The sequence below is a fragment of the Chitinophaga silvatica genome, from assembly GCF_003419895.1.
In the GTDB taxonomy this organism is placed as follows: Bacteria; Bacteroidota; Bacteroidia; order Chitinophagales; family Chitinophagaceae; genus Chitinophaga; species Chitinophaga silvatica.
In genome coordinates this window covers 287,355-309,302 of the sequence record NZ_QPMM01000011.1, presented here as the reverse complement: position 1 = coordinate 309,302, position 21,948 = coordinate 287,355, and the positions used below count along the sequence as shown (strand labels likewise).

At 38.6% G+C, this 21,948-nt stretch carries 12 protein-coding genes and 1 tRNA gene; 4 read left to right on the top strand and 9 right to left on the bottom strand.

Annotation, left to right across the window (positions count from 1 at the left end):
- Positions 1 to 56 precede the first annotated feature (56 nt).
- Positions 57 to 4,019: a T9SS type B sorting domain-containing protein gene (locus tag DVR12_RS20810; protein WP_116977721.1), complete on the bottom strand. Its 3,963-nt coding sequence runs from the start codon at positions 4,017 to 4,019 to the stop codon at positions 57 to 59.
- A 331-nt stretch (positions 4,020 to 4,350) separates the two neighbouring features.
- Positions 4,351 to 4,908 carry a PhnA domain-containing protein gene (locus tag DVR12_RS20805; RefSeq protein WP_116977720.1) on the bottom strand — a complete coding sequence of 186 codons (558 nt, stop codon included), beginning with the start codon at positions 4,906 to 4,908 and terminating at the stop codon, positions 4,351 to 4,353.
- A gap of 166 nt (positions 4,909 to 5,074) precedes the next feature.
- On the opposite strand from DVR12_RS20805, the gene DVR12_RS20800 reads away from it, so the two are divergent.
- Positions 5,075 to 5,407, top strand: a complete 333-nt coding sequence (locus DVR12_RS20800) for a YegP family protein (protein WP_116977719.1) — start codon at positions 5,075 to 5,077, stop codon at positions 5,405 to 5,407.
- Between the two features lie 55 nt (positions 5,408 to 5,462).
- Here the strand turns inward: DVR12_RS20800 and DVR12_RS20795 are convergent, their stop codons facing one another.
- The 5 genes from DVR12_RS20795 to DVR12_RS20775 form a co-directional block, all read right to left on the bottom strand.
- Positions 5,463 to 5,834: a DoxX family protein gene (locus tag DVR12_RS20795; RefSeq protein ID WP_116977718.1), complete on the bottom strand. Its 372-nt coding sequence runs from the start codon at positions 5,832 to 5,834 to the stop codon at positions 5,463 to 5,465.
- Between the two features lie 179 nt (positions 5,835 to 6,013).
- Entirely contained in the window at positions 6,014 to 9,268 is a 3,255-nt protein-coding gene (locus DVR12_RS20790) for an efflux RND transporter permease subunit (protein ID WP_116977717.1), read from the bottom strand.
- On the bottom strand, positions 9,265 to 12,525 hold the full coding sequence (locus DVR12_RS20785; RefSeq protein WP_116977716.1) for an efflux RND transporter permease subunit: 3,261 nt from the start codon (positions 12,523 to 12,525) through the stop codon (positions 9,265 to 9,267). The genes DVR12_RS20790 and DVR12_RS20785 overlap by 4 nt, the downstream gene beginning before the upstream one ends.
- 20 nt (positions 12,526 to 12,545) lie before the next feature.
- Positions 12,546 to 13,715, bottom strand: a complete 1,170-nt coding sequence (locus DVR12_RS20780; RefSeq protein WP_116977715.1) for an efflux RND transporter periplasmic adaptor subunit — start codon at positions 13,713 to 13,715, stop codon at positions 12,546 to 12,548.
- Positions 13,716 to 14,066: 351 nt separating this feature from the next.
- Positions 14,067 to 15,443, bottom strand: a complete 1,377-nt coding sequence (locus tag DVR12_RS20775; RefSeq protein ID WP_116977714.1) for a TolC family protein — start codon at positions 15,441 to 15,443, stop codon at positions 14,067 to 14,069.
- Positions 15,444 to 15,684: 241 nt separating this feature from the next.
- Between DVR12_RS20775 and DVR12_RS20770 the strand changes: the two genes are divergently transcribed.
- Positions 15,685 to 17,157 (top strand): serine hydrolase domain-containing protein, encoded by a 1,473-nt coding sequence (locus tag DVR12_RS20770; protein ID WP_116977713.1) that lies wholly within the window; start codon positions 15,685 to 15,687, stop codon positions 17,155 to 17,157.
- Positions 17,158 to 17,225: 68 nt separating this feature from the next.
- On the opposite strand, the gene DVR12_RS20765 is transcribed toward DVR12_RS20770, so the two are convergent.
- Complete coding sequence (locus DVR12_RS20765) at positions 17,226 to 19,607, bottom strand: ABC transporter permease (RefSeq protein ID WP_158563323.1); 2,382 nt, start codon at positions 19,605 to 19,607, stop codon at positions 17,226 to 17,228.
- A gap of 124 nt (positions 19,608 to 19,731) precedes the next feature.
- The gene (gene pdxR, locus DVR12_RS20760) at positions 19,732 to 21,180 is read right to left on the bottom strand and encodes a MocR-like pyridoxine biosynthesis transcription factor PdxR (protein WP_116977711.1); all 1,449 of its coding nucleotides are present in this window, start codon (positions 21,178 to 21,180) and stop codon (positions 19,732 to 19,734) included.
- An 88-nt stretch (positions 21,181 to 21,268) separates the two neighbouring features.
- On the opposite strand from pdxR, the gene DVR12_RS20755 reads away from it, so the two are divergent.
- Positions 21,269 to 21,715, top strand: a complete 447-nt coding sequence (locus DVR12_RS20755) for a GNAT family N-acetyltransferase (protein ID WP_116977710.1) — start codon at positions 21,269 to 21,271, stop codon at positions 21,713 to 21,715.
- Positions 21,716 to 21,753: 38 nt separating this feature from the next.
- Positions 21,754 to 21,824 (top strand) — tRNA-Cys (locus tag DVR12_RS20750).
- Positions 21,825 to 21,948: the final 124 nt, after the last annotated feature.

The window sequence follows — 21,948 nt, the reverse complement described above, 5'->3', positions numbered from 1 at the left end:
TTAAACCTCGGAGGGCTACTTTTTAGTTTTTTTATCTTCTCTGGACTATAGACAACCTATAATATCAAAGTAAATACACCTACTTTCTTTACTACGGTTGGATACTCATATGGCTCATACTCCAAAGAATATACATAACCGCCAATATCTGCTTTCCTGTTACTTATCATTCCATCCCATCCCTCACCAGGCTTTAAAGAGCTAAAAACCAAATTCCCCCATCTGTCATAAACTTCAAACTTGTATTTTCTGAAAGTACAATAAAATACCGGCTTAAAAATATCATTCTTCCCATCTCCATTAGGCGAAAAGGCAGTAGGGAAAAAAATCTCACAACCACAACTCATAGTTTTTATCACTATCTCGTCCTGCGCTTTGCACCCCCATTCGTTCTGAACTGCTACATTATATTTCCCGGCCTCAGTAACCTGTAAACTGGCAGTTACACCAAATGGACCATTCTGCCAACTAAAACTACGGACATCATTACTAAATGACGGTATTATTCTTATCTCTGTTCCTCTGCAAATCGTTGTATCATTCCCAAACTTCACTGTAGGCAAATTATTTACGACTACTGGTTGAGGTAATTTAACATCCAATACTCCACAAACTCCATCCAGCGAATATTTTAAAGAGTAGGTTCCAACCTTATTCCAGGTAAGTGTAAACCTGTCGTCCTGCCCCTCAACTTTGGGCTGGCCATCTATCTGCCATTTTAATGTTCCAGGTGAATGACCCTTTACTTCCACTAACATAGGTTCGTTCGGACAAATAGAATTTTTAAATGATACCTTTCCTGGCTCATTTGCCTGTAAAACACTTACCTGATGCGTAACTGGTTTATTCACCAAACAAAATCCGGTTGCATTTAAAGAAATAGAATGCAAACCAGCTGTTCTCCAAGACATAACCGGAGATCCTGAGTTTTGTCCACTTACTATAGTAGCATTATCACTTTTCCAATTATATCCAGTTATTGCGCCTTTGCTATTTGTCGTAATCTGTAGTGGTTGATTAACACAAATCACTCCACTTGTTAAATTGAAATCTACCGGTGCAGGTTCCTGGATTGTAATGTTCTGTTCTACCGGATCTTCCTGCAGGCAAAACCCGGTAGGGTTAAGTAAAATACGGTGGTTCCCCGATGTAGTCCAGGCAACTACTGGAGCAGGTGTATTCTGTCCGCTTACTATTGTACCATTAATAGCTTTCCATTCATATGCGTCAATTTTAGCGGTGCTTGTAGCATTTAGCTTTATTAATTGATCAACACAAAAGGGTCCTGGTTCTATTGTAAAGTTATATGAGGCCCTATCCTGAATTGTAATGTCATGGGTTACAGGTTGCTGGATTAAACAAAAACCAGCTGCATTTAATGTAACAGAATGCTTGCCGGCCGTATTCCACTTTATTTCAGGTGCGGATGTATTATTTCCATTAATTATACTTCCATTTGTAACGCTCCATTGATAATCCTGAACTGTTCCCAATGATGAAGCCTGTACTTTGACTACCTGTCCCACACATCCTGGCATGGTGGATATACTAAAATCGTATCCCTCTTTAGCCTGAATTAAAATATCATGACTTATGGTTCCAGGGTCTACACAATAACCATTTGCTTTAAGGGATACAGTATGTGTTCCGTTTGTACTCCAAATGATTTCAGGAGTTGCTGTATTCTGGCCAGATACAATAAGTCCGTTATCTGCTTGCCATTGATAGTTTCTTATATCAGTTGATGTAGTAGCTTCTATCTTTATTGGAGCCCCAATACATCCCGGAACAACCAAAGACTTGAAATCGAACTGGGTTTTATCCTGTATTGTAACATTATAACTTACTGGTGCTTTTTCCAGACAATACCCTGTAGCTTTAAGGGTAAGCGTATGCACTCCTCCTTTATGCCAGGAGACTTTTGGGTTAGAGGTATTTTGATCCGTGATTGTAGCATCATCGGTAACCCATTCGTATTGGTCTATAATCGCAGTTGTGTTGGCCTGTAAATCCAACGCCTCCTCAACACAAGCTTTATTCGCAGATAACGTAAAGTCAAAAGCTGAGCGAGCATCTACAGTTACTGTTGTTTTGGTAGAGTTCAAACATCCGGCTGCCGATTTTACAATAAGTTGATATTCTCCTGCGTGCTTATTGATAGCTGCATCAGTAATCTTGACTTTAAATCCGTTTATGGTTTGTCCATCTGGGCTTGTCCATGTTGCGGTGTTGTTGGTACCCGGAAACGAAGCTTCCAGAATCAAGGGTTCGTTATTACATACTTTTACAGTTGGAGAAATTGTAATGGGGGTGGGAGATTCAACAACCAAAACTCCGGGAGCTGAAACAGCTTTCCTTTCGCAGCTTCCAACCTGTCCTTCGGTAATCATAACCCGATACTGACCTTCATCTACTGGTTTCAGATTAGTTAATATTAGGCTTGATTTTTTAGTGCTTGGAATATCCACCCATTGATTTGAAGTTGCATTAAATTTCTGCCAGGAATAAATTGGTTGTTTAATTGAGAGTCCGGCAACATCAACTTTAAAGGTTACATCTTTTCCTAAACAGGCAGTATATGGTTTATCTGAGTTATTGATTTGAATAGATTGAACGGGAACACAACTACTGAAAATAATATCATCCACAGCGAAATCGTTTCCACATCCACCGGGAGCATCATTTAATAATACTATCTGAATACTATGAACATTTTCCGGTAGTCGGAAAATTATTCCATAATCCTTCCAAACACCTTGTGGGCTGCGATCTGCAGGAATATACCTTTCCGACATCTGGCCTAATATCACCCCATTCCCGTCTTCTATTCTGAAACGGATACGAGAGGGAATCGGAATAGCACCCACTCCACAATTTGCATTTCCCACAACAGAAGCTGCGCTAACAGAAAACGAATATTGCATTCCATCACAAAGTCCATCAATTTTTTTTCTATAAAATTCTCCGGGAAAATAGGATCCATTTATCACCATCATTCTTCCATCTGGCTTTCCGCTATGATCTGTCATATGCTTCCAGGTATCAGCACCTTGTGTCACCTGTGGATCATTGATAATGGTATATTGACCATCAACCAGCGGTACATTATTTGAAAAATAATAGGCACCGCTACTTAGGCCGGGAATGGGATTACCGAATCCAACTCCGGATCCAAAGTCTTCTCTGAATATTTCCTTACTTTCCGAGTTACATAATCCACGCTGTATTCTACAGGCGATATCATTCTCATCTATATATCCATTATGATCATCATCAATACCATTACCACAAATTTCAATATCCTTATCATTAGAACCTTCTCCTTCCATCGCAATTCCCCAAACGTTATACCTTAGTCCATTAATGGAAGTATTTATAATATAGGTTGCTGCATCTTCTAAATCAATAATTGCTAACTCATTGGCTGTACTTACCAGATAGCAAATACCATATTGATTTGTTCCGATGCTATATACACTACCTTTAACGTTTAGTATTCCAACTTGTCTTTGCTCAAGGATACGTGTTCTTGCCGGATTCATGGTAATTTCCAATAGTTCATTACCCGTTCCTACCTGGTATAATTTTCCATCACTAAAACATAGATCTCCACCTGGTATATTCAACATCTCACCTATGTATATCACATTACCAGTTTTCATCTCAATTTTAAAAAGTGAATAGCCTCCTCCTGCAACAAACAAGTCACCATTCCGATCACTGACCAGAGAATTTCCATAAGCATAGTTAGGATTTGGCTTAAGGGGTATTAATGTGCAAACACCTGTTGATTTATTAATTTCATAAATGTCTTTGCCATAAACTCCATACAATTTACCAGCTGGAGTCATTGCCAGATCTGTAAAAGTATATGGTAGTACGGTAAGAGTGCTATAAGAATATGATCCTATATCAATAACTCCTAATTCATCTCCATTTACTACATATAATTTATCCTGGGAATACCCAAAAGCGGTTAACAATAACAATGTTACTGTCAGACATAGGTAACGCAGCATGAAAATTCAGGTATGAGGTGCTTAAATAACCTTTAAAAATAAGGAGATATTATCTATTTATCTGCTTATCAATGCTTATAAAATTGAATTTCAATATATTAATTCTATCTACTTCAACAATAATCTTTTCAAGTATCTTTTTCTAATAATTACCCATTTATCAATACTATGACAATAAGAGAAGAAAAACCCCATCAGGTAATAAGAAGTGTTGTTAGAGGAAACATTATCTGATCCTAATCTTGTAACAGATCAGGACATATATAACACAATGAGGCAAGGGCTGGGTTTGTGAAAAAAAGCCGCATCTCTGCGGCTTTTTTATAAGTTTTTATCCTTTCTTAACATATTTAGTCAGAATAACGATAGTCTGATCATTAATCTTTCCTTCAATCTGTTCAATATTATCAGGAACTAATCTGATTCTTTTAACGATGGTACCTTTAGGAGCGCTAAAGCTGGTACCTTTTACATCTAAACCCTGAGTTAACACAACGTTATCTCCATGTGCCAGAGCATTACCAAAAGCATCTCTATGAACTTCTTCTACTTCAAAAGCACTCATGGCCCATTGAACAATATTTTCTTCAGGTTCTACCGAACTGAGGATATCAGCGGCCCAGTCGTTTTCCTTGCAAGTTTGTAAAATGCGATAACTTAAAGCCTGAATAGATGGTTCGGGATTCCAGATTGCACCTTCAAGAAAACGCCAGTATTCACCTGTCTCTCCTTTATTGATGGCTTGCAGACAAGCATCGCAGACTGCTACCTGGTTCTGAATATCATCATCAGATTTTGGGCTTACAGTATATTCAGTTGTTGCAGGTGAAGCTACGCATAGCTCACAAATATCGCCACTACGTTCAGAAAGATTTTTTCCAAGTGCCATAATTCAGTTTCATTTGATTAAGGGGCGCAAGATACTAATAATCTTTGGCTTCAGCACAGACCGGCTGACTCCCGGAAAGGAAGACAGTTGCTTTAAATAGTAAACAGACTTAAGCAAACAACACTATAATAAGTTATGTAACTTTAATTGATCAAATCCTTACAATATGGGAAAGTTTGTTATTACCAAAAGCTCCAATGGTGAATTTCGCTTCAAATTAAATGCAGCAAACGGAGAAACTATTTTAGTAAGTGAAGGTTACACAACTAAGGCTAATTGTGAAAACGGTATTGAGTCTGTTAAAACTAATTCACAATCTGAAGGGCGTTTTGATAGAAATATTGCTGTAAATGGAAAACACTACTTCAATCTTAAGGCACCTAACGGACAAATCATAGGCACAAGTCAGATGTATGAAAGCACAAGCGGGCGTGATAATGGAATTGCCTCCGTAATGTCCAATGCTCCTGCCTCAGAATTAGACGATCAAACTTTATAATTGATACCTTCCTTTCTTTCTTCAAATGAGAAAAAAAGAAAGGAAGGTATGATATTTAAATAAGCCTCCTGTTTGCCGGCCTGAAATACCAGGATATGATAGTCAATACCAATAACAAAATGGCAGGAAAAATATCCTTCATTGGATCTCCTTCGATTATATGAGATGTAATGGCACCGGACATTGCAAAGAAGAAACCTGCATAGGCCCATTCTTTTATTAGAGGAAACTTAGGAACGAGTACTGCAATAACACCTAATAATTTCCAAACTCCCAAAATCGAGAGGAAGTAGGTTGGGTATCCCAAATGAGTGATATAGTCTGTTTCTGCTTTCAGTTTAAACAACTGTACCAAAGCTGTAGATACCATCCCCAAAGAAAGCCATAGTGTAGCAATCCAGTAAATAATCAAGTTTCTTTTAGACATTATTGTTTTGATTTTATTTTGATAATCATTTTATGCTTAACTGATTTCTTCAAAAAAAGAATCATTATGTAGCCATTTGACTACAAATATAAATGTAGCCATTTAACTACGCAAATTATTTTTAAAAAAATTGTTATAGATAGTATTTAGCATAAAAAACCGCTCTGATAGCGGTTTCGTCATTTTTGCTCCTTTTCATCCCTTGCCTGGGCTATATCATATTCCAGTTCCGGGTCAATGCTCTGTGCTTCTACTTTTCTTTCCTTCTCCATTAACAAGTCATGATTCGCAGCCAACCAGGCGAGCTTCTTTTTGCCATAACTTAATCTGGTGAAAAGGACGAATAAAACAGGTACTATAAAAATGGCTATACAGGAAGAGGCTACCATTCCTCCCTGCACCGTAACACCGATGGTTTTACGCGATTGGGCACCAGCTCCTGATGCCAGCACCATAGGAGTAACTCCCAAAATAAAAGCCATGGAAGTCATAATAATTGGCCTTAGCCGAAGCCTGACCGCTTCAATGGTAGATTTAATAAGATCTTCTCCCCTGTCGACCCGCACCTTAGCAAATTCTACTATCAAAATGGCATTCTTGGCAGAGAGCCCAATCAATGTAATTAATCCGATTTGTGCATATACGTTGTTCGACAATGAAGGCACGGTAGTAAGCGCAAATATTGCTCCGAAGGCACTAATTGGCACTGCCAGCATAACGGAGAGCGGAACCGACCAACTTTCGTACAGAGCAGCGAGAAAAAGAAATACGAAAATGATGGAAAACAGGAAAATATAGATAGTTATTGATCCCGCCTGTATTTCCTGATAGCTTAAACCGGAGAATTCATAAGTATATCCTCTGGGCAGCACTTTTGCAGCCACTTCCTTAAGTGTTTCAATACCCTGGCCGGTACTATATCCTAAAGGTGTTGATCCATCTACTTCCGCTGAACGGAAGATGTTGAAATGGGTGATCAACGGAGCTGTTGATATAGGCTTATAGCTAACAATTGTGCTCAGCGGAAGCATCTCACCTGCCGAATTGCGAACATAATATTTCTCCAGGTTATTTATTAATGCACGCATGGCAGTATCAGACTGAACTATTGCGCGATAGGTACGGTTATAGAGTGTAAAATTTCCAACTACGCTGCTCCCCATAAAAGCTTGAATAGTACTAAATACATCCGCTACATTTACTCCCAGCTTCTGACATTTCACACGATCCAGCAGTAAATCAAATGCCGGTGTATGAGCAGAGTAATTACAATAAGCAGTAGCTGTAGCAGGATGTTTTTTTAATTCAGCAACGAAATTATTCATTACAGTTTCGAAGGCATGTATATCATCATTTGTATTTCCCTGTTCAATCTGAATACTAAACCCGGAGGCTGTTCCCAACCCTCTGATAGCCGGAGATGCATTGATTGTAATATTTGCATTCTTTATACCGGCAGCAGCTATTCTTTTCTTAATCACATCCATTATCCCGGGAATCTGAGTTTCAGGAGTATTTCGCTCGCTCCAGGGTTTCAGCATACAAAATATACTGGCTGCATTAGAAACGGCTCCGCCACTAAGTACATTAAGGCCCGAAATCGCATTATAGTGTAATACCCCTGGCGTTTCTCCAACAATCTTCATTGCCTTTTGCAATAATTCTTCAGTTTGAGTTGTAGCCGTGCCCTCAGGAAGCTGAATTCCAATTAATACCCTACCTCCATCTTCAGATGGAATAAATCCCGTTGGTTTCTTTTTAAAAAGGAATAAGGCACCAAAACAAATAATTACAAGTGTAAGCACAACTAAGGCGCTATACTTAATACATCGCTTCACCCCTTCAGAGTATTTGACAGTTACTTTTTCGAACCAGTTATTAAACCGGAAAAACATTTTGTTGAGCCCTTTCGATTCTTTTGTAATCTTTGTTGGTTTAAGCAATAATGAACATAGTGCGGGAGTGAGTGATAAAGCAATAAATGCGGAAAACACAACTGAAATCGCGATAGTAATAGCAAACTGCTGATACAATTTACCGGTTATGCCAGGTATAAAACCAACCGGAACAAACACTGAAGCAAGAATAAGTGCAATAGCTACCACCGGTGCTGAAATTTCCTTCATGGCCCTATAGGTGGCCTCCTTTGCAGATAATTGTTCGCGGTCGATAAAATGCTGTACTGCCTCTACAACAATAATAGCATCATCTACCACAATACCAATTGCCAATACCAACCCGAATAATGTTAGCGTATTGATGGTAAATCCTAATGGAATAAATATTATAAAGGTGCTGATTATTGATACAGGAATTGCCACAATCGGTATAATGGCGGATCGCCAGTTTTGCAGAAAAAGAAACACTACTATTACCACCAGGCCTAATGCTTCAAATAATGTTTTTACCACTTCACTGATGGAAACCCTGATGATCGTTACATTTTCAAAAGGTATGGAATAATCCACATCCGGGGGAAATGACTTTTTCAATTCTTCCAACTCTGCATAAATGTTTACTGCAGTTTGTAATGCATTACTGGTAGGTGATTGATAAATCAGAACAGTAGTGGCAAGCTTACCATCTGCAAACCCTTTATTGCCGTAGCTAAACTGCCCTAATCCAACCTTAGCAATATCTTTCAGGTACACCAGTTCACCGGTTGATGGTATTGTTTTAACAATAACATTCTCATATTCTTTAGGTTTGCTCAGCATACTATTTACTACAATAGTATATTCATTGGTCTGAGTAAGAGGCTGTGGTGGAGTACCTACAGCTCCTGCTGCTATGTAAATATTCTGGCTTTGCAATGCAGTTATCACATCTGAGGGCATTAAACCAAAAGAGGCCATTTTACTCGGGTCCATCCAGATGCGCATACTAAACGGGTTACCTCTGGATTGAACATCTCCAACTCCGGGTACCCTCAGTAATGCATCTACAATAAATGTATTTGTGTAATTATCAAGGAATGAAATATCATGAGTACCACGAGGAGAATAAATGGCCAGGTTCATCAACTGATCAGGATTGCGAGCCCTCACCGTCACCCCCAGCTGGGTTACAGCAGAAGGCAGTACCGGAGTAGCCAATCCCACACGATTCTGAACATTTAGGGTAGCAATATTTATATCTGTACCTACATTGAAGGTTACGCTAATGCCGGCAGAACCCGTTTGAGTATTGGTACTTTGCAGATACATCATTCCAGGTACTCCATTTATCTGCTCTTCAATCGGAATTGTAACTGTTTGTTCTACTGTTTGAGCATCAGCACCCGTATAGGTTGCCGAAACACTAACACCCGGAGGAGTAATTTTTGGAAACTGATCCAGCGGAAGATTATACATACAAATAAGGCCAGCGATCGTGAGTACAATTGAAATCACAATCGCTGTAACCGGCCTTTTTATGAATGTACTGGCAATCATCCGTTTTCAGGTTTATTAAAATCGCGGGATCTTTGTATTTCAAATTCCAGCTCCGGATCAATATCCTTCTCTTCTATTTTCTTTGCCTTCTCCATTAGCTTTTCATGATTCTCTTTCAACCAGGCCAGTTTCTTCGCTCCATATGAGAACCTGGTAATTACCACAAATAATACCGGCACTACAAATATTGCTATGGTGGAAGCCGCAATCATTCCTCCCATTACAGTAAATCCTATTGTTCTTCGGGAAACTGCACCCGCACCGGAAGCCAGCACTAATGGCAATACCCCCAAAATGAAGGCCATTGAGGTCATAATAATAGGGCGCAAACGTAAACCTACCGCTTCAAGTGTAGATCCAATCAAATCTTCGCCTCTATCTACCCTTATTTTCGCAAATTCAACGATCAGGATCGCATTTTTTGCAGCAAGTCCTATTAACGTTATCATTCCTATCTGTGCGTATACATTGTTTGTCAGACCTGGTACGAACGATAGCGTGAATATGGCGCCAAATACACCAATTGGCACTGCCAATAATACGGAGAAAGGTACCGACCAACTTTCATACAAGGCCGAAAGGAAAAGAAAAACAAAAGTTATGGAAAACAGGAAAATATAAATCGTTGTGGAACCAGCTTTGATTTCTTCATAGCTGAGCCCTGAAAACTCATAAGCATATCCTTCTGGTAACACTTTAGCAGCTACGTCCTTTAATGCATTAATAGTTTCCGTAGTACTATACCCGGGAGCCGACACACCATCTATTTCGGCCGACCGGAAAATATTAAAATGTGTAATTAGCGGAGAGGTTTCGATCGTCTTATAAGTAACCAGAGTACTTAATGGCAACATCTGTCCGGCCTGATTTCGCACATAGTATTTATTCATATCCGTTATAAGGTTACGATATGCGGTATCTGCCTGAACTACTACGTGAAAGGTTCTGTTATACAGCGTAAAATCATTAATATACATACTTCCCATAAACGCCTGAATGGTAGTAAATACATCTCCTACATTGGCGCCCAGCTTTTCACATTTAGCACGATCAACCGTAACGCTAAATCCAGGGGTATGCGCATTAAAAAAACTATAGGCACCGGAGATAGCAGGGTTCTTGTTTGCCTCCTGGATAAATTTATTTACAACTTTCTCAAATGCCTGTAGATCATCATTTGTGCTACGCTGTTCTATTTGGAAACTAAACCCAACTGTGGCTCCAACACCTGGTAATGGCGATGGTTGTACTACTTCTACATTGGCGTCTTTAATCCCTGCATCTTTAATTCTTTTATTCAACTCTGTAATAATACCAGGCACCTTTTCACTTTTCCGGCTCCTTTTACTCCATGGACTCAATTGCAGATAAATAGTACCGCAGCTGGAATTTGTAGCGTTATTAATCACATTCAAACCCGACAAGGCTGCATAGTGTGCTACTCCGGGTGTTTCGGCTACAACTTTCATTAACCTGTTCATAACTTCTACAGAACGGGTGGTAGATGAAGCAGGCGGTAATTGAAAAGTAACATAAAGATTTCCATCATCTTCTGAAGGGATGAATCCAGTTGGTTTGTACTTGAATAGGAAAAAGGCACTAATACATATTACAATCAATAAAGTAATAATTAATGCCGCTCGCTTAATACTTTTATCTACTCCTTTAACATACTTTTTTGTTAGGCTTTCGAACCACTTATTGAACTTTGCAAACAGGTTGGCCACCGGATTTTTTTTCTTGTTTGGATCTGTGGGTTTCAATAACAAGGTGCAAAGTGCAGGTGTTAAAGACAGGGCTACAAATGCAGAAATAATCACAGAAATAGCAATTGTAATAGCAAATTGTTGATACAGGCGTCCTACAATTCCAGGAATGAATCCAACCGGCACGAATACTGCCGCCAATATAAGGGCAATCGCCACTACCGGTGCCGAAATATCTTTCATGGCATAGTAGGTAGCCTCTTTTGCCGACATTCCCTTTTCATCGATATAATGCTGCACCGCCTCTACTACTATAATTGCATCATCCACCACAATTCCGATAGCCAGCACAAAGCCAAACATCGTAAGTGTATTTATAGTAAATCCCAGTGGTATAAAAAAGCAGAAAGTACCGAATATTGAGACAGGTATAGCCAATACAGGAATTAAGGTGGAACGAATATTTTGCAAAAACAGGAAAACAACAATAGCTACCAATCCCAAGGTCATTAATAAGGTAACCACCACATCACTCATAGAAACTTTAACAACAGTTACAGCCTCAAAAGGCACTTTGTATTCCACATCTGAAGGAAAAAACTGTCGTAGTTGCGCCAGCGTTTTATATACACCTGCAGCAGTTTTCAATGCATTACTACCTGGTGCCTGGTAGATCCTGAGATAAGAGGCACGGTGCCCATCTACAAATGAATTACTGGAGAAACTAAATTTCCCTAACTCAACTCTTGCCACATCTTTAAGGTATACTAAAGCACCGGTAGACGGAATTGTTTTTACTATGATGTTTTCAAATTCTGATACTTTACTAAGTCTTCCATTTACTAATATTCCCAATTCAAATGTTTGATATTTATATTGAGGGGGAACCCCTGCAGATCCAGCCGCTACCTGAACATTCTGTGCATTCAATGCATTAATGATATCCTGGGGAGTAAGACTATAAGAAGCCATTTTATCAGGATTCATCCAGATCCGCATGCTAAAATTATCGGCAAAACTATTTATGGTTCCCACCCCGGGAACCCTGAGCAAAGCATCCTGAATAAAGATATTTGTATAGTTATCGAGGAAGGTAATATCGTGTGTGCCTTTGGGTGAATAAATAGCCACCATCATCAGCATACTGGGATTCACGGCACGCACGGTCAAACCTAAACGGGTGGCGGCACTTGGAATTAGTGGCGTAGCAATGCTCACCCGGTTCTGCACATCGAGTGTGGCAATATCGATATTTGTTCCAATACTGTAAGTAACTGTAGCTTGCATTCCTCCATTATTGGTACTGTTACTCTGCATATATTCCATTCCCTGTGTACCATTTACCTGCTCTTCAATTGGAGTAGCAACAGTTTGCTCTACTGTTTGTGCATCGGCTCCAATATACTGTCCATTTATTTGTACAACAGGTGGAGTAATATCAGGATACTGATCAATAGGCAGGTTAAGTATAGAAACACTCCCTGTTAGCACCAGTAAAACTGATACGACAATTGCTGTTACAGGCCTTTTTATGAATGTATTTGCAATCATGCAATGCCAGGGTCTTTATATCATTGATTGGGTTTGGATTTTCCTACGGTGATTAGTGAACCATCATGAATAGCCTGTAAGCCATCAACAACAATACTATCGCCATCACTGATACCGGATATTACAATCACATTAGGACCTATAGTTTGTCCAAGTTGTATTTTTCGCTGAACAGCATGCAACTTTGGTACATTGTTAATTTGTTTATCCTTTGAGGTGGTTTTACCTTGTATAATGGTATCTTTTGCCAGGTACAAAAAGTATTCTCCCATTTGTTCTATCACTGCCTTCCCTGGTACTACCATTTGTGGGCTGGTATCCTGATTTCGAACCCTTATTATACAGCTCATTCCAACTTTCAGAATGATGTGTGGATTAGGAAAAACAATACGTACGAGAATAGTACCTGTTTGAGAATCAACCGCCCTGTCGATCACCGTAATTTTACCAGGATACGGATAAAGCGAATTATCAGGTAACAACAACGTAAATAGGGAGTCTGGCATTAATTTACTGTCATTCTTAAATCGCTCAAATGCCATAACCTGTTTTTCATTTACCAGAAAATCGACAGCCATCGGGTCATTTGTAGAAATAGTATTTAGAATAGTTTGTCCACCCACCACCGCATTACCTAACCTTACTGCACTTATTCCTATAGTACCGTTAAAAGGAGCATATACACTGGAGAATTCGAGATTGGTTTTGGCCGATTTTACGGCCTCATAAGCCGCTTTGGTTTGGCTTATTGCTGTTTCCAAAGCTATTACTGCATGATCATACAGTTGTTTAGCAACAGCATTGTATTTATTCAGATATACGTATCGATCAGCATCCTGCTGCTGTTGTACCTGATTGGCCTGGGCAACTCTAAGATTTGCCACTGCCTGATCATAGGCTGCCTGATATACTCTCTTATCTATTTCATAAAGCAGCTGTCCTTTTTTCACAGTACTACCATCCGCTGCGTAAATACCTGTAACAAGACCCTGGATTGTAGTAGGAATAATATTTATCTGGCTCAGTGCCTGAACGGTGGATGGATACTTATCGTAATACAATACCTTTCTACTCTCCACAGTATATAAGTTTACAGGCGCAGGAGGCGTAGGAGCAGGTGCTTTCTGCTTGCAGGAAAAAAGTCCTAATCCTCCTAGTAGTACAACAATATATTTTGTTACACGTGCCATAGAGCCGATTTAATTTTATAAAAACTTTCTAACTGTTTGTTTAGGTTCTTACTACTGCCAGATGGGCGGGGGCAAGCCCCGCCCCTACAGGGTTTCACCAAAATCATATTTCTTTATTGTATGCCAATTTCATGTTAAATGTCAATCTATTAATTTCAATATTGTAAACCAGTAATTCCGCCTTGTAGGGGCAGGGCTTGCCCCTGCCCTGTCACCGATAAAGGATGCTAATCCTTCACATTGAAGTTAATATTCAATAAATACCATTCCTACTAACTTAAAGCATTGGAACAGTTCCTTCCTAAAAACTACACAGGAAATATTCCATCAAATACTATTCTCCCACTATCATCAATACACTATATCTCCCATCGCTTTTTGCCAATCGATTTTACTTGAAAGCGTCTGATATAAAGCATTCAGGTAAGTCAATTCCGATGTTTTAAGATTGGTTTCTGCAGTTATTACATTCAAATAAGGAACTATCCCCTGTTTGTATTGAAGATCGGTTACAAAATATACACGCCTGGCCAAAGTCACATTCTCTTTCATTTTTTGCATATTGTAGAGATTCCCTCTATAGGTTGCCAGGGCGGTGGCATATTGAGTGTAAATATTATCTTTCAGGTCTATCTCGCTCCAATCAAGGATTTTCTCCTGAAACTTGGAACGACGAACATTATGGATGCGCGCGAATCCGGTAAAAATTGGTAAACTAACTGTCAACCCAATAATCGAATTGGGGTATACTGTATTAAACAAGTGAGAGAAACTATTATTTTGAAAAGTTGCATTGTAATTGTAGAAAGCAGATAGGGTAGGGAAAATGGAAGTTTTCTGGTAAAACCTGGTTAGTTCAGACTGTAATTTCTTTTGTACCATCAACTGCTTAAATTCAATTCTTTTCTCATATCTTAATTGTTCGGTTGCATTAATATTAATTTCTTTCAACAGTTCCGTACTATCATATGCAACATTAAACTGTTTCTCTGGCGGATATCCCATTAATTGCTTTAACATAGCATATTGGGGCCAGAGACTTTCATTAGCCTGTACTAATTGCCCGAGGGAAGTATTGAGTGATATAGCTGCCTGTTCATAGTCTGTTTCATCTACAATTCCACCTACATATTGGTGATAAGCAGTTCGTAAACTCTCTCCTAATCTGGCTGTATCTTCTTTCAGCACATCTATCTGCTGCAATACAAGTAACAGACTATAAAATGATTTGCTAACATTAGTAACAAGATCTATTTTACTACTGTCTATACTTTGCTCTGCTGCTTTCATATTAAGAGGTGCTATTCTGGAAACATAAATCAAACTGGGGTTGTAGATATTTTGGGTAACTCCGACACCGGGAATAGCTGTATTTACAACACTGGTTTGTACTGGAGTTTCAACCCCATTAATATTCGAAAGTGAAATTGGTTCTTGCAGATAATGATTATAGTTTACAGTAACTCCAACCTGAGGATACCATCCCGAAAGGTTCACTGCATTTGCTTCTTTTGTAATGCTTTTTAATAAAATTGTCTGTTGCACGGCAGGTTGATGCTGCAATGCATAATCGATGCACTGTTTAAGTGACAAAGTATTGATGCTATCCTTTAAAGTCTGACTGTAAGCAGCATGTTTTCCAGCAATACAAAAAACAAAGAGATAAAGCCCGACCAGGAGGCATTTCCGTGTTTTTTGCATAACCAGATAACTCGTATGGTTTATCATCTAAGCTGGTAATTTGACAAAAAACTTAAAATGATGTTTAATTTGATTTCCGTAAAACCTGTAGTACATAAATTGATAACAGATTTTCTTCTCGTTATATAATATATTTACTTACTATAACAGATATTTGCCGAAATAGTTAAAAAGAAAATTTTTTATTACTGAAAATTGTTTGCATTATAAAAAAACTATATTAGTCTACTAAAATAATTTCAAATCAATCCCTCTAAAGATTATAACGATGTTGAAGCTCCAATTCGGACCCGCCATTTTACTATTTGCTCTCAGTTTTATGCCAGTTGTTAAATTATCTGCTCAAAATGAAGCTCAAAAAATTGATGAGGTAATTAAAGCCTACCAGGATATGCATGAATTTTCCGGAACTGCCCTGGTAATGAAAAAAGGAAAGATCATCTTCCAGAAAGCATATGGAACTGCTAATAGAGAAACTGGTACTCCTAATACCATAGATACTAAATTTCGCATTGGCTCTGTTACCAAACAGTTTACAGCCATGCTGATCATGCAACTGAAAGAACAAGGTAAGCTCAATCTTCAGGACCCAATTTCCAGGTATCTTCCTTATTACAGGAAAGATGTGGGAAACCAGGTAACCATCCATCAGCTCCTCACACATACTTCCGGGATTCCAGACTTTACTCGCCGGCCAAATTTTACATCGGAAATAGCCGTTGTAAAGCTCTCCAGGGAGGAAATGGTAAAGAAATATTGCAGCGATACCTTAGAATCCGAACCCGGTAAGGTTTACAGCTACTGCAATTCCGGTTATTATATCCTGGGTGCTATAATAGAATCCATAACCGGCAAAAGTTATGGAAATGTATTACAGGAAAGGATTTTTAATGTAGTAGGTATGAAAAACAGTGGTATAGATAACCCATTTACAATTGTCAAAAACCGGGCAATCGGATATGACAATGTTTATGGAGATTTTACCAATAGTACTTATATCAATATGGAATCTTCAGTACTTTCCGCGGGTGCGATTTATAGTACAGTTGGCGATTTAATGTTGTGGAATAAAGCCCTGCACAGCAACAAATTATTATCTGCAGAAAATACTGAAATAATGTTTACACCATATCTCAACAAATATGCTTATGGTATTGGGGTAAATAAATTCATATACCCGGGTCTTAACCGGGAGGTAACTTTCCATGCGCATACCGGAGGAATTTTTGGATTTAGGGCAGTATTGCTTTATGAAACACAAAATGATGAGCTGATAACATTGCTTAGCAACCTGGTAGACGATAATAGCATGGATTTAGACCCTATCACCAATCGAATTTTTGCTATAATAAACAATATTCCTTACGACAAACCTAAACCTTCCGTCGTTTCTCACATGGGCGAATTAGTGGTGCACCAGTCACTTGATACAGCCATAGCATTTTATAGGCAGGCGAAAGTGAAGCTGAAAGAGAAATATGATTTTGGAAGAACTGAGGATGAATTAAACTCACTGGGCTATTATCTGCTGAATCATAAAAGAGTTAAAGATGCAGTACAAATCCTTAAACTGGTCACAGAAGAGTTTCCTCAATCCTGGAATGCGTATGATAGTTATGCAGAATCACTGGCTCTCGACAACCAGACTCCCGCTGCCGTAACAAATTATAAAAAGTCGCTGGACCTTAATCCAGAAAATGCAAATGCTACTAAACAATTGAAGATGCTTGAAAACAAATAGAATTTTACTCCTGCCTGAATACTATCACTATTCAGGCAGGAGGTAAACCGGTAGCTTCTGCAATTACATCAGTCATTCCTTAAAGCTTTTACAGGATTCATCATTGCCGACTTCATAGATTGCAGACCTATTGTACAAACTGCCATAATTATCAGCAATCCACCTGTGGATAAGAATACCCACCAGGGAATGCTGGTTCGGTATACGAAATTCTGTAACCATTCATTCATAATCCACCAGGCAACAGGCGTTGCAATGATGAATGCAATTAAAACCAATTTAATGAAATCACGGGTTAACAGCCATATAATAGCAATGACACTGGAACCCAGTACCTTACGAATACCAATTTCACGGGTTCTCCTATAAACATTATAAGCAGCCAGCCCCATAAGACCTAAACAGGTAATAAAGATGGTAAATATCGAAAAGATGTTGATGATCTTTCCTAAACGAACATCAGACTGATACTGCCGATTAAATGTGTCATCAAGAAAAAAATATTCGAATGGATGATTTCTGAACTGTGAATCCCATTTCTTTTCTATTGAAGCCAGAATCTTCTCCATATCGCCACTAGTAATTTTAATGGCAAAATAGTTGGCTTTATCGCTCAGGTAATGGTGGATCATTGGTAGCAATGCACCTTTCAGACTTTGCTGATGAAAATTCTTAAGCACACCTATTACAGTCGGATGTTCATCATAGAAATTCAATTTTTGTCCAACTGCCTCCTGAGGACTGCTAAAGCCTAGTACTTTGCTGGCCTCCTCATTTATTACAACTTCATTTCCGTAGCTCGAGTGACCTTTGAAATTATTACCAGCAACCATTTTCATATCCAAAATATTAGTAAAATCTTCATCAAATCCATATACATAATAGTTATAGCTTGATTTTTTAGAATCTCCCTGCCTGGTAACATTTGAAGTAGTAGAGAGCATTTCTAAACCAAGTCCTGGTACACAACCCGCAATAGATACTTTACTAACCCCTGCCAGTTGTTGCAACTCACTTTTAAAGGCTGAGGCACTTGTAGTGTCATTTAACAGATCCGGCGCCCTAACTACCAATACCTGGTTAAGATTCATCCCCAGATTTTGATGGCGCATAAACGACAATTGCTTATAAACTACCAGTGAAGCAACCAAAACAATTGAAGCGATTGCAAATTGCCCGACTACCAATGTTTTTCTGAGAGTACTCCCCTCACGGCTACTCGTAAAAATTCGTCCAATGCTACTGGTAGCTTTTGCTGATGATAATACATAAGCCGGATAGATACCTGATAGCAGACTATTTGCAACAAATAATATTCCGCAGCTACACCAGAATTTGGCATCTGTATAAATCCCTGAGGCGGAAGTATTACCAACAATAGTATTATAATAAGGCAATGCCAGTTGTATCAGCAGAAGCGCTAATGCAAAAGCTAAAATGTTAATGACAAACGATTCTAACAAAAATTGTTTTATCAGTGCCCATTGGGATGCACCTAGCAACTTCCTGACACCTGCTTCTTTCATGCGTTCGGCTGAACGTGCAGTGGTAAGATTTATATAGTTAATAATGCCTATTACCAGAATCAGAAAGGCAATAATGAACAGAAATTGAACTATTCTCGAATCGCCATTAGCTTCTGGCTCAAATGATTTCCTGGAATAGAGATGAATTTCCTTAAGTTGTTCTGCACTATACAGCTTATCTTTCAGTTGAGGAAGCGACTTAGATAAAGCCGTCAATTTTGTATTAAAAGCATTTAGATTTGTTCCTGGCTGCATTTCAAGGTAGGTATAGTTATTATTTCCGCCCCAATAGCTTAGGTCATAACCTAACACTTCCACAAAATGAAGGGAAAGCAGCAGATTAAATTTGAGATGCGTATTAATTGGAGGATCTTTAACAACCCCGGCAATAGTCATAGTTTGACCCGATAAACTGAGCGTTTGTCCTATAGGGTTAGCATTACCAAAATATTTATGAGCTGTAGTTTCGGTAAGCACAGCATCCATTGGACCTTTGAGTGCTTTATCAGGGTCTCCGGCTATAAATTGCTGATTAAAGATAGAGAGCATGGAAGAATCAACCGCATAGATATTAGTTTCCAGGAATGCTTTATGCTGAGCTGTAGTTACCTCACATTTCTCCAGCCGCTGCATTCGTACATAATCCTTTACTTCAGGAATACGTTCCTTAACTAATGGAGCAAAAGCGGGGTGAGTTTCACAATCTGTTGTAATATAAGAACCATCTTTATAGAGGTTCAAGGTTATACGATAGATATTATCGGCTTTCTCATAGAAATTCTCATAACTCTTCTCAAACCTTACATTTTGAATAATTAGAAGGAAAGTTGCCATTGCAATCGCCAAACCAGTAACGTTTATTAAAGTATAAACCCTGTCTTTTCGCAAGTTGCGTATTGTGAGATTCAGATTCTGAAAGTTCATATCAATATAAGTAATGAATAACGGATATACATTAGCAGTCATTGTGCCACCTTCATATTCATCTCATTGTCAACTATTTAATACTACTACATTTGTTCGAAAATGAACAATCAATGTCCGGAAATCAATAAGTTGCAAAAATTCTCTCCAAACTATCTACTGCCATTTTCAATTCCTTATGATCCATCGATGCAAACCCAAACCGAAAAGCATTTAGTTTGGTATCAATTCTACTAATCTTAAGCTGTGGGTTATTACTTAGCTTGCCAACAGCATATCCCTTGTTTAATTTCACCCAAATAGCCATCCCTCCCGCCGGTAAGGTATACGAAATAAATTTACTTAATTTCTCTTTCAACAGGGTATCCAAAAAATCCCTGCGTTGATGATATATTTTCTTTGCTTTTTTGAGATGTCTTTTAAGTTCACCATTACTGATTATCGTAGCCAAAGCATTTTGCATATATCCATCTCCCCCTACATCAATCAGCTTTCTTAATGCCGTACATTGATCTATGAAATCTTGCGGTGCCACCATAAAACCCATGCGAAGGGAAGGGTCCAAAATTTTTGAAAATGATCCGATATAAATAATGTTGCCGTTATGACTACCACTCGCCAAGGGTAAATAAGGAGAGGAAGTGTAGTGATAATCGTAGTCGTAATCATCCTCAATAATGGCAAAAGAATAGCGGTTCGCTAAATCCAGTAATTTCAATCTACGCTCCACACTCAGTGTAGCCGTAGTAGGATAATGATGATGTGGAATAACATATACAGCCTGAATATGCTTCTTTTTGCAAAGAACCTCAATTTCATCAGTATCTATTCCATGGCCGTCGACTTTTACTTCTATAAGCGTTGCACCAGCTTCTTCAAAGGTTTTATTGGCAACAGGATAATTGGGATTTCCCACCACAACGTTTGATCCGGCACTCAAAAGAATTTGGGCAGTAAGATAAATGCTCATTTGTGCCCCATGAGCTATTAAAATATTTTCTGTAGAAATATTCAATCCCCTCGTTTCAGATAAATACTTCACCAATTCTTCTCTCAGTTTTCTGGTGCCTTGCTCTGTTCCAATATGCGCATTTTTAATGGCAGACTTTCTGGCCGTAAAAGACCTGTATGTTTTTAATAATTCATCAATGGGAGACAATCTAACATCCGGGTGGCCATCATCAATAATCATTTCAGGAATGGAGGTAACACCATGTTTTTTATGATCCTTTTCAATTATTCTGAAAGGTAAATTCAGCCTGTTTTTATAAGCCATTACCGGCTCCTTTGTATTCCATTTTCGTGGCTGAAGCACAGGAATACGTTCAGATATTTCTACATGCTTTCTTGGAATAATAGTAATCCAGTCTTGTGCATTCAGCTCATCATATGCCGCAATTACCGTTTTACGGTGAACACCTAATAGTTTTGCCAATTCCCGGCTACCGGGAAGATGAGTACCCGCCCTCAGTGTACCTCCTCTGATCGCATTAATGATCGAAAAAGCAATTTGCTTGTATATAGGAACATTACTCCCTGAATCAATGGTAATTACATGCTCGAATGGAAACATACTGGACTACTTATTTACTATAATCTGGACCACAAAGGTAGTCCATCTGTCAAATACCTTTGTGGTATAATCTTAAAATTTTATGGCAATGGATTTCAAAATTAAAAAAGCGGGGTTGGAAGACTTAGATGAAACAGCAGGGTTATTCGACCTTTATCGCATTTTCTACCGTCAGGCTTCGGATGTAGAAAAAGGGAAAGCATTTCTTAAAGAAAGGTTGCTGAATAACGAATCTGACATCTTTTTAGCCATTGCTGAAGGCAAGGCTGTTGGCTTTGTACAGCTTTACAAATTATTTCACTATACCAGGCTTGAGAAGCAATGGTTATTAAGTGATTTATTTGTACATCCCGATTACAGGGGAAAAGGGATTTCGGTTGCCTTGATAGATCGGAGCAAGGAGTGGTGTAACGAAACAAACGCATGTGGGCTCATGCTTGAAACAGAAAAAACAAATGATATTGGTAACAACCTGTATCCGCGTTGCGAATTCGAATATGATGGCCTCCATAACTATTACCACTGGTGGAAATAATTAACAAACGATAAGTTAACCCCATTAACCTTTTGAAAGGTCGGATGGCCGAGTGGTCAGGCAAGGGTACGCAATACCTTATACAATGGTTCAAATCCATTTCCGACCTCAAACAAAAACATCAATCTATCTTATTCATTTACAATCAATAATCAAAAAAAACAGGTAAATGATCATCAAAATTCTTCTTCAATTTTCCAACAAAGACATCTATCCGGTGTTACCAATATTAA

Coding starts and splice junctions, on each gene's coding strand:
- DVR12_RS20765 (WP_158563323.1), bottom strand. CDS start 19,607: ATGAACTTTCAGAATCTGAATCTCACAATACGCAACTTGCGAAAAGAC.
- DVR12_RS20755 (WP_116977710.1), top strand. CDS start 21,269: ATGGATTTCAAAATTAAAAAAGCGGGGTTGGAAGACTTAGATGAAACA.
- DVR12_RS20775 (WP_116977714.1), bottom strand. CDS start 15,443: ATGATAAACCATACGAGTTATCTGGTTATGCAAAAAACACGGAAATGC.
- DVR12_RS20770 (WP_116977713.1), top strand. CDS start 15,685: ATGTTGAAGCTCCAATTCGGACCCGCCATTTTACTATTTGCTCTCAGT.
- pdxR (WP_116977711.1), bottom strand. CDS start 21,180: ATGTTTCCATTCGAGCATGTAATTACCATTGATTCAGGGAGTAATGTT.
- DVR12_RS20780 (WP_116977715.1), bottom strand. CDS start 13,715: ATGGCACGTGTAACAAAATATATTGTTGTACTACTAGGAGGATTAGGA.
- DVR12_RS20790 (WP_116977717.1), bottom strand. CDS start 9,268: ATGATTGCCAGTACATTCATAAAAAGGCCGGTTACAGCGATTGTGATT.
- DVR12_RS20805 (WP_116977720.1), bottom strand. CDS start 4,908: ATGGCACTTGGAAAAAATCTTTCTGAACGTAGTGGCGATATTTGTGAG.
- DVR12_RS20810 (WP_116977721.1), bottom strand. CDS start 4,019: ATGCTGCGTTACCTATGTCTGACAGTAACATTGTTATTGTTAACCGCT.
- DVR12_RS20785 (WP_116977716.1), bottom strand. CDS start 12,525: ATGATTGCAAATACATTCATAAAAAGGCCTGTAACAGCAATTGTCGTA.
- DVR12_RS20795 (WP_116977718.1), bottom strand. CDS start 5,834: ATGTCTAAAAGAAACTTGATTATTTACTGGATTGCTACACTATGGCTT.
- DVR12_RS20800 (WP_116977719.1), top strand. CDS start 5,075: ATGGGAAAGTTTGTTATTACCAAAAGCTCCAATGGTGAATTTCGCTTC.